Source organism: Pseudomonas sp. JV414 (genome assembly GCF_032424305.1).
In the GTDB taxonomy this organism is placed as follows: Bacteria; Pseudomonadota; Gammaproteobacteria; order Pseudomonadales; family Pseudomonadaceae; genus Aquipseudomonas; species Aquipseudomonas lini.
The window spans coordinates 173,874-188,823 of the sequence record NZ_VYKC01000020.1 but is presented as its reverse complement, the minus strand read 5'-3'; the positions used below and the strand labels follow the sequence as shown (position 1 = coordinate 188,823).

The window sequence follows — 14,950 nt, the reverse complement described above, 5'->3', positions numbered from 1 at the left end:
GGCGCGTCAGGCTGCCGCACATCAAGGCGCTGCGGCGATGAATATCAGCTGCACATTGCCGTAGTAATCGCCCGGCTTGTATCCGCCGACAGGCACTTTCGGCACGATATCCAAGGGAAAGCGGCCACCGGCGACAGCTTGCGCGGTGGTCAGCACTTCCCGCGGTCGTGGGTCATGGCTCAGCTCCTTGCCATTGAAGCTGACGCGCAAATAAATATTCTGGTCGTCACGCCCGTTGGACAGATAGGGTTCTGCTTCCAACCGTGCTTCGATCGCACTGGTGTCGTGCTTGACGTCGAAATTCTTGCGCAGCCCCTCCAGCGTCTTGGTGTGGATGTTCCACGGTAACGTCTGTTCGAGGTGTATCCAGTTCGACTCGGCCGGAATGACGTAAAACCCCAGCGTCGGAATATCCACCGACACCTCGAACGTGTGCTCTTCCCGGGCCGCAAAAGCCTGGGCACTCATCAGCGCCAACACGCTCATCCACACGGCGATGGTCGATTGCTTGATCATGTCAGTTACCTGTTGCGTCAAAAAATACCGCGAGCCCGCCAAGGCGACTCGCCCCTGCCGGTATTACTGGCTGGCGATGCGCAGCGCCTTTTTCGATGAGCCTTCCACCAGGTTGAAGCGATACTCGCGGCCGGGCTTTTTCTCGAATTCAAAGGTTTTGCCCGCCAGAATGTGGTGCTTGGTGGTCGGCTCACACTCGGTTTCGATTTTCAGTGAGCAGTTGCGAAACTCATCGATCAGCACCACGGTATTGCCGTTATTGCGCAGTCGATAAACACCGGCACTGTCATCGATCACACTGTCGAAGCGACTGTTTTTCGGCCGGACAAAAAATACCGTACCGAAACCTGTCATCACGTTGACCCCCGCCGACAGGTTCTCTTTGTAGGCATCGCGCTCTTCACTCGACACGGCGAATTCGTCTTCCTTCTCCGGCACCACCGGCACGAAGCGCACACGGAAGTAACGCTCGGTATCACGCTCGCCCATGTGCAACAGGCGCGTGCCCTGCATGCCCTTGGCCGGGACGATCAGTCGTGCAGGGCTGGCCATCAAGCCATCCCGACCGCTGCCGTCCGCTTGCGTCTTGAGCGGTATTTCACGATGACTGCCATCGGCGTCGTAGACGATTTCCAGAATGTTGACCTTGACGAACGCCGTGCTGTCGCCGCTGTTGAACACGCGCTTGAGGTAAGTGCTCTTGTCGCTGTCCAGATAGTCGTACACCGTTCCGACGTTGATTTGCGGTCCGGCGCAAACCGCCAGGGAAAAACCGCTCAAACCCAGCAGTACCCACAAACGTTTCATACTCTTGAACCTCATCACATAGAACACAAATCGGACACGCGCCATCGATACGTGGGCCATCAGACTTCCGAATCCCAGATCACGGTGACATTGCCGCGATAGGTCGACGCCACACCGGGTTGCAGCATGAATTCCATCTGATGTTGCGGGATCTCGAAGTGCAGAATTCCCGGCGCTCGATCTACATAAAAACCAGGTTGAAATTGCTGCGCATTGGCCGGTCCAGCCCTGAGTCGCCGGCGCTTGACCGGTTGCCCCGAAAGATCGGACAAACCGTTTGGCAGACTGACGCTGACTTGCAATTCGACCGAGCGTCTCGACACCGGATCAAGAATCACGCAGTCATAGGGGAAAGCATTGATTTCACACTCCAGCAGCATCTTGAAGCGCGACGATGCGGAGATATTGAATGTCTGGTCCCGAAACAAACGCACGGGTTTGCGCCCCGCGTGCAACCAGCTTTGCCAGCCGCCCGCCGGGACCAGTTGGACTTTCTCGCCTCCGGGAGGGATGTCGACTTTAAGGGTGTGCTGAACATCCAACACAAAATTCAGGGTCAGGTCGGGGTCGCTCGGCAGCATCACATCGCCCATATCGAAATCACCACCGGGACCAATGCGATAACTCACGTCTCCCGTATAGAGCCCGGATGACATCGTCAGCGGATTGGGGGTTTTAAGTTCATAGGAGAAGTCCAGGTAGTCATAAGTCATGGCCGGTATCGGAAAACTGGCAGTCTTGACGCAAGTCCCTTGGACAGGGGTCTTCCAGAAGAATCGGTAGTAATTGTCCGAATACATTCCGACACCACTGTAGGCACACGGAGGAGCCGCGTTTACCCAGCCTCCCCCCGGACCGCCCCACAAGGCGCGGTGCCCTTCAATGGCCGTCGCGGCACCTGTCAGATTGACCGCGGTATCACTGAGGATGTACCGGGAACCGAAGCCGGCAATACGCACCTCGACAGTTTCCGTTTCACCCGTTTCCCTGTTCGTCACCGTTAACGGACGCCACAGGGTCGGAATGCTGAACATCGCACTATTGCGCGGCGACGCATTGGGTTGCATGGGGCTCGCCGACTCGAAACTCATGGGCAGGCGAATGCTGAAGGTCTCGTTGTCCCGGCATTCACTGGGATAGTCGGCACAATAGCCACTGACCGGTGTTTTATTAACGAACAGATTGCGTTGCGGGTTGGCAGAATCCGGAGTGAACAGCGCCCGTATCTCCTGATTCACCGCCTGTGCGGAAGACGCCGCTACGACGGCCAGCATCCCCAGCCAGCGACCATGCCGTAGCATCGGCCGCAAACATATAGTCGTTAGATTCATGATCACACTCTCTTGAACATCGGAATCCGCACCGTTCAACCTGCGGTGCGCCGGTTGGAAGTGGCATCCGCCAACGTGTCTGGCGAACACCGCAGATCACCGATCATCAGCACGTTGTTTTCGCTGCGGTGCTTGTCGACATCGAGGCGGAACTGGCACAGCAACTGGTCGGCGTGACGCACTTGCAGGGTGGGCGAGCCGGCATTCATTTCCATTGAGAAAAAGCCATCGACTTCGCTGACTCCACGGCTGGCGTGGTTGATGACGTGATGGCCTTTGAGCGGCTGTCCTTGCGGGTCGAGCAAGCGTCCGAGCACGGTCAGGGTTTTCATCACCCGGACCTTGCGGTACTCCACGCCGCCCTTGTTCAGGTGATAGCGCGTGCGCGCCGGTTCGATGCTCGCTGCCGGGACGTCATTGCCTTCGAAGTCGAAGCTCACCGAGCTGTTCTTGTAAGCGGTGAGCGGGATGAAATTGCGTCCGGGCCTCAAGGCCGCGCTGCCGCCGCTGAGGTCGTCGGCACGCAGCGCGATGCCGTCGATGTCGGACTCGACATCGACAATCATCCCGGCGCCGCGTCCTTGATGTTGACTGGTCAACGCCATGCGCTGCGCTCCAACGACAAGCGTGCTGTCGAGGTTCACGCCGCCGGTGAAATTGTTGTTGAAGGATGAACGCTGAATGAACCCGTCACCATTGATGGCATCGGTGCGAAAGTTCGCCAGACTCGACAAACCGACACCGTAGGTATCGGTGAGCGCAGTCACCGATACGCTCTGTAGCACATGGTCTTGCAGGTCCTTTCGGAAACCCAGGGAGGCGTTATTGTCACGGCTGCCATCACGGGCGGTGCGGCTGCCGATGCTGCCGGAAATCTGCTGCCCCGGACTGCCCAGCGCCATGTTGATGCTCAGGTCGACCCCGCGATTGCGCGCGTCACCACTGCTGTAGCTGCCGGGACGATCGAACAGCGAGAGCCGCCAGTTGGCATCGCTGCCGAACAGAACGGTGCGTTGGGTCCACCCCAGATCCACGCCGACGCCCTCTACGTTGCCGTCGCTGTGGGACACCCGGGCATTGAGCGAGCTTTTGCGACTGACCCGGTGGTTAAGCGCCAGTGAAGAATTGCTGGTCTGGCCGGTGAACACATTGCGCTGACGGACGCGGGTGCCGTCGGGCAATGTGTCGTAGGTGTTGGTGGTGTCGAGCCAGCTGCGATTGTGGCTGATCACCAGGCTGCCGGCGCCATAGTTGTACAAGCCTTGAAAATCGGCACCGGTGCCGTGGTCTTCAGTCTGGTACAGGTTGGCGTAGAGGCTGACGCTGTTGGCCAGGCTCCAGTCGATGGAGCTGCCGTACTGCAGCTTGTCGCTCACCTGGCGCGTCGACAGCCCGAGAATCACTCGCGGGTGCAGCAAGTAATTGAATGACGCCCCCACCGTCGCATCGCCGCTGTTCTGCTCATCCCAATTACTCAGCAATTTGCTTTCTTGTCCGGCAAACAGGTTGTAGCGCCAGCGTTCATCGTGGTTGCGCCAATTGTTCGGCTTGTAAATCAACTCCTGGGTGGTCGATGTGGCCTGGCCATCTTCGATCAACCGCACTTCCACTTCGTAAATGCCACCGGGCAACGGGCGGGTGTCGAGGGTTTGCAAACCCGCCGGAACCGACTGGGTATTGATCAGCAGACCGTCGCGGAAAATTTCCACGGAACCCTGACGGTTCGCCGTGACATAAATCGGATAAACGCTGGGTTTCGGGCTGTCGATCGCCAGGCTGTCGGAACTGCCGTACATCACTCCGACCGCGGTATCGGGACTGGTGCCGAATGAACGGGGTTGTCGGGTCAGGCCTTCGGAGTTGGGAGTGAAATAACCCAACCGGAAAAAGCTGCCCTCCAGCTCACGCTGGGTATAGAGCTCATGCACCGCGTGATAGGTCTTGTCATCCGGTCCGCCCAGACGCGCCAGTTGCATGTTGAACGTCTGGCTCCAGTTGCCCAGGCTGCCGCTGGCCTCCAGGCCAAAACGACCGCCCAGATCCTGGTCCTGGCCGCCGTTGAGATTGAGCTGGTTACGCACCATCAGGCCGCTGCTGCCGCCCTCGGGTTGATCGTAGAAGCGCTTGGCTTCGCTGTCGCGCTCGGCATTTTCGGTGATGACCGACAGCAGTGAATTTTCAAGGTTGTAGTGAACCGCCAGCATCTGCTCCGGGCATTGACTGGTGCAGGTGCCCAGCGTCACGCCGGGCTTGAGAATATCGGCCCAGGTATCGCGTTCACTCGCGCCATAGCGGCTTTCGCTGGTATCGGTGAAATCGAGCAACGTCACCCGATCATCACGGGACAACACAATCATCGCCTCACCGAGCGGTTGTTGATCGAGTTCAATCCGGACCGCCAGGGGAACATCGAAGAAATGCTCCTCGAACTCTGCCGGCAGGCCCTTGGCCTGAGCCAGCAAACTTCGCGGCGTATTATCAACAGACGTGGGCGCCGCAAATGCACTGCTACATAACAGCAGCGCAAGCGCCGCCGCGATGGGCGTCATCGGGAACATGAACGGATACTCTATTTACAAATAAGTTAAATCCCGACCGACAACTTTCAGCGTTGCCGGCCGGTCACGTCACTTAAGCAAGTCAGCGCTTATGACTCTTGAACAGTTCAAGGAATAACAGGAGTAACAGGAGGAACAGCGTCGAACATCATAGTGACGGCACCGGTGTAATCACCTGGCGCAAAGGTGGTGCCAAGCGCCTTGATGTTGAGTGGGGCACGGTAGTTGGCGTTCGATTCGGTTTCGCCAACCACCATTTGCGGAGTCGTCGTGAGGACTACATTGTTGAGCGCTACTTGCAGGCCAATCTGGGTGGCACCTGAGATCAGCTTCGGCACACTTTCAAGGCTGGCGTGCACCGAGCCATTGTTGTTGCGTACATCAAAGAAACCGTTGACCTCATCCATGGTGCCCTTGCTTGGCGCGTAGTCCATTCTCTGATCCTTATTGACCAGGTCCGGATCGACCGGAACCACGTAGAAACCGTTGGTCGGTACATGCGCGACAAGGTTGATGGAATGACGGGCTTCACCCGCGGCAAATACGGCGGAAGAACTCAGAGCCAAAACAGCCAAAGGAGCAGCGAACGCGATTTTCTTGAACATCTTTCAGTACCTGTTTTTTAAAAGGATGAAGTGCTGAAAGCTCATACTGAGTAAAACTGTCACGAGCAGCTATTTGCCCAGCTGAACTTTCAACGCCGAGAGATGATCGATCAATTTATCTGGAAAGTAAGCAGGCAAATTCCTGCAAATGCGTAGCTGAAGTGCTACGACACCAGAAAGAAAAAACCGGAAATAACTATAAAATTGATGTATGGATGTAAGAGAGAGACTACAAGCAGCGTTTCCCTGCACTGTAGGTTAAGTTTCTAAAAAAGTAACTTCTGTAAGACTAATACCACACTCCCCATAAACAATAGACGAAAACATGATATTAGAGAATTAACACTAATTTCTGCGTTTTCACCTGCACTAATGACCACTTTTTTTAGGATTTTGGCGCTTTAGTCGCGACGACCAGTCGCGAACCTCGGATCTGCCGTTGGTCAGAAGGTCTTGCCTTGTCGATAAGATATATCTTAAGTTGTATCTAAACACGACAAGAGAAGGAAAAAATGAGAGACCATCATTCCCCCCACCGCGAACACGGCGACGGTCGCGACGGTTTTGAAAAACGCCCCGCCCGCGAACGCGGTGGTCGCGGGCCTCGAGTATTCGCCCCCGGCGATCTCAAATTACTGCTGCTGGCGCTGATCGCCGAACAGCCCTGCCATGGTTACGACTTGATCCGCCAGATCGAAGGCATGTTCGACGGGGCTTACAGTCCCAGCCCCGGCGTGATTTATCCGACCCTGACGTTTCTGGAAGAGAGTGAAATGATCCAGGGCGACGCCGAGGGGGGAAAAAAACGCTACAGCATCACCGACGCCGGACGTCTGTCTTTAAGTGAACAAGCGATTGCCCTGGACGGCGTACGCATGCGTATCGAAGTCAGCAAGCGTTCGCTGCGCGGCCATGATCGCCCGGCCGAAATTCACGAAGCGGTACACAACCTGCGCCATGCCTTGCATATGCACCATGGTCGCTGGAGCCCGGAGGAAATCCATCGCGTGGCCACCCTGCTCAACAACACCGCCAAAGCCATTGTCGACGGCCCCGCCGTTCAAGCTGCCCAGGAGAAAGCGAATGACTGAAGTGATCGCGCAAACCATTCACCGCGTCATGCACGAGATCAAACGCCGTCGTCTGGAAGTATTGCGGGTGGTCGACCTGACTCCGCGGATGCGCCGAATTACCTTGGGCGGGGCTGAATTGGCGGGCTTCGTCAGTCTCGGCACCGACGATCACGTCAAACTGCTGTTCCCACAGAACGCCGCAGAACAGGCCGCACTGGAAACACTGGTGCTCGGTGCTGGCAAGGACAACGGACCAATGCCGGCCATGCGCGACTACACCCCGCGCCGCTACGATCTGGATTCACTTGAGCTGGACATCGATTTCGTATTGCACGGCGATGGCCCTGCCGCGACCTGGGCCGAGCAGGCCAAACCCGGGCAGTTCCTGCACATCGGCGGGCCACGGGGTTCGATGATCGTGCCGGACATCTTCGACAGCTATCTGTTGATCGGCGACGAGACCGCCCTGCCCGCCATCGCCCGCCGCCTGGAAGGCCTTGCAGCCAACCGCCGTGCGCTGGTGATTGTGGAAGTGGAAAACGGCAAGGAACAGCAACGCCTGGAAAGCGCCGCGCAGATCGATGTGATCTGGGTGCTGCGTGAAGGTGGCAAAAATAACCTGCTGACCACCGTGCAGCACATCAAGGTGCCCGGTGGCAGTCTGTATGCGTGGGTGGCGACGGAGTCCAAGGTGTCGCGGCAGATCCGTCGGGTATTGCTTGATGAGCACGGGCTGGACGAGCAGTTTGTAAAAGCCGTTGGCTATTGGCGGCTGAATGACAGCGACGAGGAATAACCGTCTCTCTCTCGGGCCCCTTCGCGAGCAAGCCCGCTCCCACACTGAATCGAGTTGCACACAAAAAATGTGTCCACCGGAGATCAAATGTGGGAGCGGGCTTGCTCGCGAAAGCTATTTCAGACTCGCTACCGGTCCAAGCCTGTGCCAAGTCGCCCCTTCCACCGATCCAGTCCAATCACCAGCAGCGCAATCACCACAAACCCCACCAATAACCCGCCGGCATTGATGAACACCTGTGGATAACCCAGCTTGTCGACATCAATGAACGGATAGGGATAAACCGCCAGCAGATGCCCGCGCCATAACGCATAGCCGAAGTACCCCAGCGGGTAGATCACCCACAACGCAATATGCCGCAGGCGCAACGTACCTTTGGGCACGCAGCACCACCAATAAGCCAGAAACAACAATGGCATGACGTCATGCATCAGCTCATCAGCCAGCCATTGCCAGCCTTCGGGATGCCACAAATGGCGCAACAGCAGGCTGTACGCCACACCGACCACAGCGATGCTCACCGCAATCCCACTGCTCACCCATGGCTGCAAAAACCAGCGCCGCGCCGCCGACTCTCGGGACGTCAGTTCGCAGGTCAGCACCACCGCCACCAGCGTATTGGTCAGCACAGTGAAAAAACTGAAAAAACTCACCAGCCCGCCCAGCAGACTGGCCGCGACAGTCCAGCGTAAGTAAAGAATCAGGTACAGCTGAATGGTTAAGCCCGTCCAGCCCAAAACCGCAGCCACGGCAACACAACGACGCCTCGCGGCAGAACCTGGCGTCGAGGGTATGACCATGCTCAGACCGGGCGCTTGGTGCGCATCAGCTTCACATACAGGCGTTCGACCTTCTCCCGCGCCCATGGGGTTTTACGCAGGAATGTCAGGCTCGACTTGATGCTCGGGTCACTCTTGAAGCAGCGGATGTCGATACGCTCGGCCAGCCCCGACCATTCGTAGTGTTCAACCAGGGCGTTGAGGATCTGTTCCAGCGTCACGCCATGCAGCGGGTTGGGGTTCTGTTCGGTCATGCCGGGCCTTCGAGCGATGAAAGGATTGGAAGCCGCGCACCTTAGCGGAGGCCTTCGTGCAGTGGAAGGGCCCCGGACAAGGGCATTCGTCATAGGCTGAATTAACTGTAGGCGAGTTGGACAGCCTCTGAGGACAAACGTCAGGCGATAGCGCCGTCGACTCAGTAGTAACGTCGCGGGTCCGAATCGATCAGGCTGGCCAGCTTGGTCAGGGCAAATCTTAATTCGTCCTGACTGGTGGGCGACATCAATACCAAACGCACGCAGCGGGTCATTGCGCTACGTTCGGCCTGGAACTGGGTACCACTGAGGACCAACACGCCATTGGCACGGGCCAGCATGGTGAATTCATCGCTGGTCCAAGGCTCGGGCAGCGTCAACCAGATGTGGTAGGAGTACGGCTGAGTCTTGAGTTCGAAATTGGCGAATATTTCCTGAGCGATCGCCTGCCGCCCGGCGGCTTCGTTGCGCTGAATACGGATCAGCTTTTTATCCAACCCCTCGGTGATCACGTTGCTGGCCAACTGGGCGGTCAACGGCGACGGCATCCAGACGCTGCTGCGCACCATCGAGGTCAGGCGCGACAACAGTTTCGGCGGGCTATAGAGATAGCCGATCCGCAAGGCCGGCATGATCGACTTCGACAGGCTGGTGAGGTACACCGAACGATCCGGCGCGAACGCCGACAGCGGTTTGATCGATGGGTCGGTGGCCAGAAAACCGTAGATGTCATCGTCCAGGATGATGAAGTCGAACTCCTCGGCCAACGCCGCGATTTGCGCCCGACGCTTTTGCGACATGATCGCGGCCGTCGGGTTCTGGCAGGTCGCCACACAGACCAGCATCGCCGGTTTCTCACGTTGGCACAGTTCGCGCAGCGCTTCGGGAATGATGCCTTCATCGTCCATTGGCACGCCACGCAGACGTCGTTCCAGACCATGGGCCAGGGAAATGATGCCGGGGTAACAAAGCGCCTCGCAGAGCACCAGATCACCGGCATTGGTCAACGCACTCATCGCGACCATCAAACCATGCTGCGCGCCTGCGGTGATCACCACTTGCTGCCATTGCGCATCGGGCAATGAATGGCGCAGCCATTGCGCACCCGCCTCGCGATGAGCCGGATGCCCGCCATCGGGGGCGTAATCGAGGGCACGGGCAAAATCCGTGCTCTTGGCCATGCCCACCAATGCGTCGCGCAACCAGTATTCCAGGGTTTCGCTGTAAGGCTTGATGATCGAAAGATCCAATAATTCGGACTGCCCCAGATTCAGCGGGGCGGCATTGTTGCTGGCCGGCAACTCCAGTTGCTTCTGGTTGAGCACATAAGTGCCACGCCCCACTTCCCCCTGCACCAGACGCCGCCGTTGGGCTTCACTATAGGCCCGGCTGATGGTACCCGGCGTGACATTCAGCGTGGTGGCCAGTTCCCGCAAGGTCGGCAGACGATCACCTTCGTTCAACACGCCATTGCTGATATCGCGCGCCAACGCGTCGGCAATCGACAAATACATCGGCTGGCCGAACTCGTTTAGCTGAGGAACCCACATGAATGATCGCTGCCCATCGTAGAAATGATGAATATCCGAGCATATCACAGGGAAGTTAGGCAACTTATAAATCGACCCAATCGACGAATTGAGTCGATTGATGCGACGATTGAATCGAGCAACACTTTTTGGACAAAATTTTTCACACGAATATTATTTCCTTAACAGACAAATAGTTAGCTTAAAAAAGCTGATGTTATAAACACGACCAGCAAAAAAACATTTCCTCACAACCTCTCGCGCTATTGAATCAACTCAATTCATTCAAATACACTCATCTCGAATCGAATCAATCGACTCAATCCCACGCCTGAATCACCACGTGCCAGCCACGCCAAGTCGAGACATCATGGACACACTCAGAAAGGATCTATCCCTATCAGCGATCATCGCAGGCCTCATTGCCGTGATCATTTCCTATGCCGGCCCGCTGATCATCGTGTTTCAGGCGGCTCGGGAAGCGCACCTGCCCGATGATCAAGTGTCGTCCTGGATCTGGGCCATTTCCATCGGCAGCGGCGTGACCGGCCTGTTGTTGAGCTGGCGTCTGCGGGTTCCGGTGATTACGGCTTGGTCGACACCGGGCGCAGCGTTGCTGGTGTCGATGTTGCCCACGGTCTCCCTGCCCCAAGCCATCGGTGCCTATGTGGTGGCTTCGGTGATTATCGCGGTGATCGGCCTGTCCGGCGCGTTCGATAAACTGATGAGCCGCCTGCCCAAAGCCATCGCCGCCGCCATGCTCGCCGGCATCCTGTTTCGTTTCGGCGCCGAACTCTTCACCTCGATCAAGCTGCAGCCGGCGCTGGTGCTGTCGATGATCGCGGCGTACCTGATCTTCAAACGCTTTTCACCGCGCTACGCCATTCTGTCGGTATTGATTGTCGGCTGCGCCGTGGCGGCCTCGTTCGGTGAACTCAACAGCGGATCAATCAGCATCGATGTCGCACACCCGATTTTCATTGCCCCTGAGTGGAGTTGGCACGCGATCATCAATATCGGCCTGCCGCTGGCCCTGGTCACCCTGACCGGGCAATACGTGCCGGGCATGGCGGTGATGCGCACCTCGGGCTACAACACCCCGGCGCGCTCGATTATTTCGGTCACGGCCATCGGTTCAATCTTGATGGCGCCATTCGGCTCCCATGGTCTCAATCTCGCGGCCATCACCGCCGCGATCTGCACCGGCCGCGAAGCCCATGAAGATCGCGACAAGCGTTACATCGCCGGGATCGCCTGCGCGGTGTTCTACATTCTGATGGGCACCTTCGGCGCGACCTTGGCCTCGGTGTTTTCTGCCTTGCCCAAAGAGCTGATTGCCTCCCTCGCCGGCCTGGCCCTATTCGGGGCGATCAGCGCCGGGCTGACCGGCGCCATGGCTGACGAGAAGCAACGTGAAGCGGCGCTGATCACCTTCCTGGTCACCGCCTCGGGCATGAGTTTCCTGGGGCTGGCCGCTGCATTCTGGGGGCTGATCTTCGGACTCGTGGCGCATTTCGTACTGACCTATACCAGGCAAAGCAAAGCCACCGCCGTCACCGAGGGCAGTCGACCATGATCGTTCGTTACGACTCCATTGTGGTCGGCGGCGGACTGTCACACGCATCACCGCATCTCGCGCCAGCCTGCGTGGCCGAAGCACTTATCCAAGGAATGACTCCATGAGCCTGCACAATTTCGACCCTGTCATCGCCCGCCTGATCAGCAGTGAACGCAACCGTCAGGAAACCCATCTGGAGCTGATCGCTTCGGAAAACTACGTCAGCGAAGAAGTGCTGGAAGCCCAGGGTTCGGTGCTGACCAACAAGTACGCCGAAGGCTACCCGGGCAAGCGCTATTACGGTGGTTGTAAAGTGGTCGACGAAATTGAAAGCCTCGCCATCGAACGCGCCTGCAAACTGTTTGGATGCGACTACGCCAACGTCCAGCCGCACTCTGGCTCGCAAGCCAATCAGGCGGTGTTTCTTGCGGTGCTCAACCCCGGTGACACCCTCTTGGGCATGTCCCTGGCCCATGGCGGGCACCTGACCCATGGCGCCTCGGTGAACTTCTCCGGCAAGTTCTACACCGCGCACACTTACGGTCTGGAAAAATCCAGCGAAACCCTCGACTACGCCCAGATGGAAGCCCTGGCCCGGGAACACCGACCGAAGATGATCATTGCGGGTGCCTCGGCGTATTCCAGGACCATCGACTTCCAGCGTTTTCGCAACATCTGCGATGAAATCGGGGCCTACCTGATGGTCGACATGGCGCACTACGCCGGGCTAGTCGCAGCCGGCCTGTACCCCTCGCCGGTTGGCATCGCCGACTTCGTCACTTCGACCACGCACAAAACCCTGCGCGGGCCTCGGGGTGGCCTGATTTTGGCCAAACGCGAATACGCGGCGCTGCTCGACAAGACGATATTCCCGGTTTATCAGGGCGGGCCTCTGATGCACGTCATCGCCGCCAAGGCCGTGGCGTTCAACGAAGCCCTCGGTGATGAGTTCAAGCACTATCAGCAACGCGTCATCGACAATGCCAGGATCATGGCGGACATCCTTACGCGGCGAGGCCTGCGGGTGGTGTCAGGGGGCACCGACTGCCACATGTTCCTGCTCGATCTGCGCGCGAAGAACATCACCGGCAAAGAGGCCGAGGCGTTGTTGGAAAGTGCCCACATCACCTTGAACAAGAACGCGATTCCCGACGATCCGCAAAAACCTGCGATCACCAGCGGCATTCGCATTGGCACACCTGCCCTGACCACACGGGGCTTCGGTGAAGCCGAATGCGCCGAAGTGGCCAACCTGATTGCCGATCTGCTTGAGCAACCGACCAATGCGGTACTGCTGGAAAAAGTCCGCCGACGGGTGATGCATTTGTGTGAATGCTTTCCGGTCTATCTATTGACTTGACGGCACTGAAACAGGCGGGGCGGACGCTTTAGTCCGCCCTTTTTTTGCACGGCCAGATACTGCGGCGACAGGTCGCAGCCGACTGTTACCAAATCCGAAATGATCCATGTCAATAAAAGCCCTTTCTCTATGTGTTACAGGACATTATCCTTACGCCCGTCCTGCTGAAACGCTTCTCCTCTGCTTCATCCCGCAGTGTTCAGCCCCCCCCCTTTAAGAAAAAAGACCAAGAACTTCTTCTCTATGCCTGATTTTCATACTCCGCGAGACAGCGCTGTCTTACTCCCTGTGGCCAGTCGAAAAGCCCTGAACCTGATCGGCGGTTTCACTGCGTTGAGCCTCGCCACCTGCACCCAGGCTGCACCGGCCTTCGATAGCGATTCGCCGTGGATGCTGGGCGACTGGAACGGCACGCGCACCGAACTTTCGGAAAAAGGCTACGACTTCAAGGTCGATTACACCGGTGAAATGGGCAGCAACCTGCACGGCGGCTACGACCATGACCGCACTGCTCGCTACAGCGACCAGTTCGGCTTTGGCACCCACCTGGACTTGCAGAAGATTCTTGGCTGGGACGACGCTGAATTTCAGCTGACCATCACCGAGCGCAACGGCAACAACATCAGCAACGACCGGATCAACGATCCGCGGGTCGGCGGTTTCACCTCGGCTCAGGAAGTCTGGGGCCGTGGCCAGACCTGGCGCCTGACGCAGATGTGGTATCAGCAGAAATTTTTCGATCAGAAGCTCGATATCAAAGTCGGCCGCTTCGGCGAGGGCGAAGACTTCAACAGCTTCCCCTGCGACTTCCAGAACCTGGCGTTCTGCGGCTCCCAGGTCGGCAACTGGGTGGGCGACATCTGGTACAACTGGCCGGTCAGCCAGTGGGCGATGCGCGTCAAATATCACCTGACGCCGGAACTGTACGCGCAAGTCGGCGCTTACGAGCAAAACCCGTCCAATCTGGATCGCGACAACGGCTTCAAACTCAGCGGCAGCGGCACTCAGGGCGCGATCCTGCCGGTGGAACTGGTCTGGAGTCCAAAACTCAATAGCCTGCCGGGTGAATACCGTGCCGGTTATTACTACAGCAATGCCAAGGCCACCGATGTCTACAAGGACAGCCATGGTCAGCCGGCAGCCCTGAGTGGCGAGGCTTACCGCAGCGCATCGAGCAAGCACGGCGTGTGGCTCGGTATTCAGCAGCAGTTGACCAGCCGCGCCAGTGACAACTCACGCGGGTTGAGTGTGTTCGCTAACGGCACGATGCACGACAAAAAGACCAACGCCATCGACAACTATGTCCAGGCCGGCGTCGTCTACAAAGGCTTGTTCGATGCTCGCGCCAGAGACGATATCGGTTTTGCCCTGGCCCGTGTGCACGTCAATCCGGCCTACCGCAAGAACGCCGAGGCCACCAATCAGGCCCGTGAAGTCTTCGACTACGACGACCCATCGTTCCTGCCGCCGCAAGACACCGAATACAGCGCCGAACTCTATTACGGCGTGCACGTCACCAACTGGCTGACCGTGCGCCCGAACCTGCAATACATCCGCCACCCCGGTGGCGTGGACAAGGTCGATGACGCGCTGATTGGCGGAATCAAGATCCAGTCGTCTTTCTAATTAAAACCACAAGACCTGTGGGAGCTGGCTTGCCTGCGATGGCGGTGTGTCAGCCGACACCTTTGCCAACTGACACACCGTCATCGCAGGCAAGCCAGCTCCCACAGGGATTGCATTAACCGCACACCTTTCTTAACTGAACCCTGCCCGCACAGGAT

13 protein-coding genes are annotated in these 14,950 nt (G+C 57.8%); 5 read left to right on the top strand and 8 right to left on the bottom strand.

All coding sequences use genetic code 11. The features are described 5' to 3' along the window. Positions 1-21: 21 nt before the first annotated feature. The 5 genes from F6R97_RS20600 to F6R97_RS20580 all read right to left on the bottom strand — a co-directional run bounded on the left by F6R97_RS20600 (position 22) and on the right by F6R97_RS20580 (position 5,817). Positions 22-516, bottom strand: coding sequence for a CS1 type fimbrial major subunit (locus tag F6R97_RS20600; protein ID WP_315867003.1), 495 nt, complete (start codon positions 514-516; stop codon positions 22-24). A 63-nt stretch (positions 517-579) separates the two neighbouring features. Further along, on the bottom strand, positions 580-1,323 hold the full coding sequence (locus F6R97_RS20595) for a pilus assembly protein (RefSeq protein WP_038983612.1): 744 nt from the start codon (positions 1,321-1,323) through the stop codon (positions 580-582). Positions 1,324-1,382: 59 nt separating this feature from the next. Further along, entirely contained in the window at positions 1,383-2,654 is a 1,272-nt protein-coding gene (locus F6R97_RS20590) for a hypothetical protein (protein ID WP_052248647.1), read from the bottom strand. A 35-nt stretch (positions 2,655-2,689) separates the two neighbouring features. Continuing rightward, positions 2,690-5,212, bottom strand: coding sequence for a CS1-pili formation C-terminal domain-containing protein (locus tag F6R97_RS20585; RefSeq protein WP_315867002.1), 2,523 nt, complete (start codon positions 5,210-5,212; stop codon positions 2,690-2,692). Between the two features lie 107 nt (positions 5,213-5,319). Continuing rightward, positions 5,320-5,817, bottom strand: coding sequence for a CS1 type fimbrial major subunit (locus F6R97_RS20580; protein ID WP_048395510.1), 498 nt, complete (start codon positions 5,815-5,817; stop codon positions 5,320-5,322). Between the two features lie 512 nt (positions 5,818-6,329). Between F6R97_RS20580 and F6R97_RS20575 the strand changes: the two genes are divergently transcribed. Continuing rightward, the gene (locus F6R97_RS20575; protein ID WP_038981800.1) at positions 6,330-6,908 is read left to right on the top strand and encodes a PadR family transcriptional regulator; all 579 of its coding nucleotides are present in this window, start codon (positions 6,330-6,332) and stop codon (positions 6,906-6,908) included. After that, the gene (locus F6R97_RS20570) at positions 6,901-7,686 is read left to right on the top strand and encodes a siderophore-interacting protein (RefSeq protein ID WP_315867001.1); all 786 of its coding nucleotides are present in this window, start codon (positions 6,901-6,903) and stop codon (positions 7,684-7,686) included. The genes F6R97_RS20575 and F6R97_RS20570 overlap by 8 nt, the downstream gene beginning before the upstream one ends. A gap of 128 nt (positions 7,687-7,814) precedes the next feature. On the opposite strand, the gene F6R97_RS20565 is transcribed toward F6R97_RS20570, so the two are convergent. The 3 genes from F6R97_RS20565 to F6R97_RS20555 form a co-directional block, all read right to left on the bottom strand. After that, complete coding sequence (locus F6R97_RS20565) at positions 7,815-8,486, bottom strand: Pr6Pr family membrane protein (protein ID WP_038981797.1); 672 nt, start codon at positions 8,484-8,486, stop codon at positions 7,815-7,817. A 2-nt stretch (positions 8,487-8,488) separates the two neighbouring features. Further along, the gene (locus F6R97_RS20560; protein ID WP_038981795.1) at positions 8,489-8,719 is read right to left on the bottom strand and encodes a VF530 family DNA-binding protein; all 231 of its coding nucleotides are present in this window, start codon (positions 8,717-8,719) and stop codon (positions 8,489-8,491) included. A gap of 161 nt (positions 8,720-8,880) precedes the next feature. Then, a complete protein-coding gene (locus F6R97_RS20555) occupies positions 8,881-10,269 on the bottom strand; it encodes a PLP-dependent aminotransferase family protein (RefSeq protein WP_038981794.1) in 1,389 nt (462 codons plus the stop codon). A 349-nt stretch (positions 10,270-10,618) separates the two neighbouring features. Here F6R97_RS20555 and F6R97_RS20550 point away from each other — a divergent pair, with 349 nt between their 5' ends. The 3 genes from F6R97_RS20550 to F6R97_RS20540 all read left to right on the top strand — a co-directional run bounded on the left by F6R97_RS20550 (position 10,619) and on the right by F6R97_RS20540 (position 14,792). Continuing rightward, positions 10,619-11,824 (top strand): benzoate/H(+) symporter BenE family transporter, encoded by a 1,206-nt coding sequence (locus F6R97_RS20550; protein WP_038981792.1) that lies wholly within the window; start codon positions 10,619-10,621, stop codon positions 11,822-11,824. Between the two features lie 103 nt (positions 11,825-11,927). Further along, positions 11,928-13,166, top strand: coding sequence for a serine hydroxymethyltransferase (gene glyA / locus F6R97_RS20545; RefSeq protein WP_038981791.1), 1,239 nt, complete (start codon positions 11,928-11,930; stop codon positions 13,164-13,166). A 243-nt stretch (positions 13,167-13,409) separates the two neighbouring features. After that, the gene (locus tag F6R97_RS20540) at positions 13,410-14,792 is read left to right on the top strand and encodes a carbohydrate porin (protein ID WP_315867000.1); all 1,383 of its coding nucleotides are present in this window, start codon (positions 13,410-13,412) and stop codon (positions 14,790-14,792) included. The last annotated feature ends 158 nt before the right edge of the window (positions 14,793-14,950 follow it).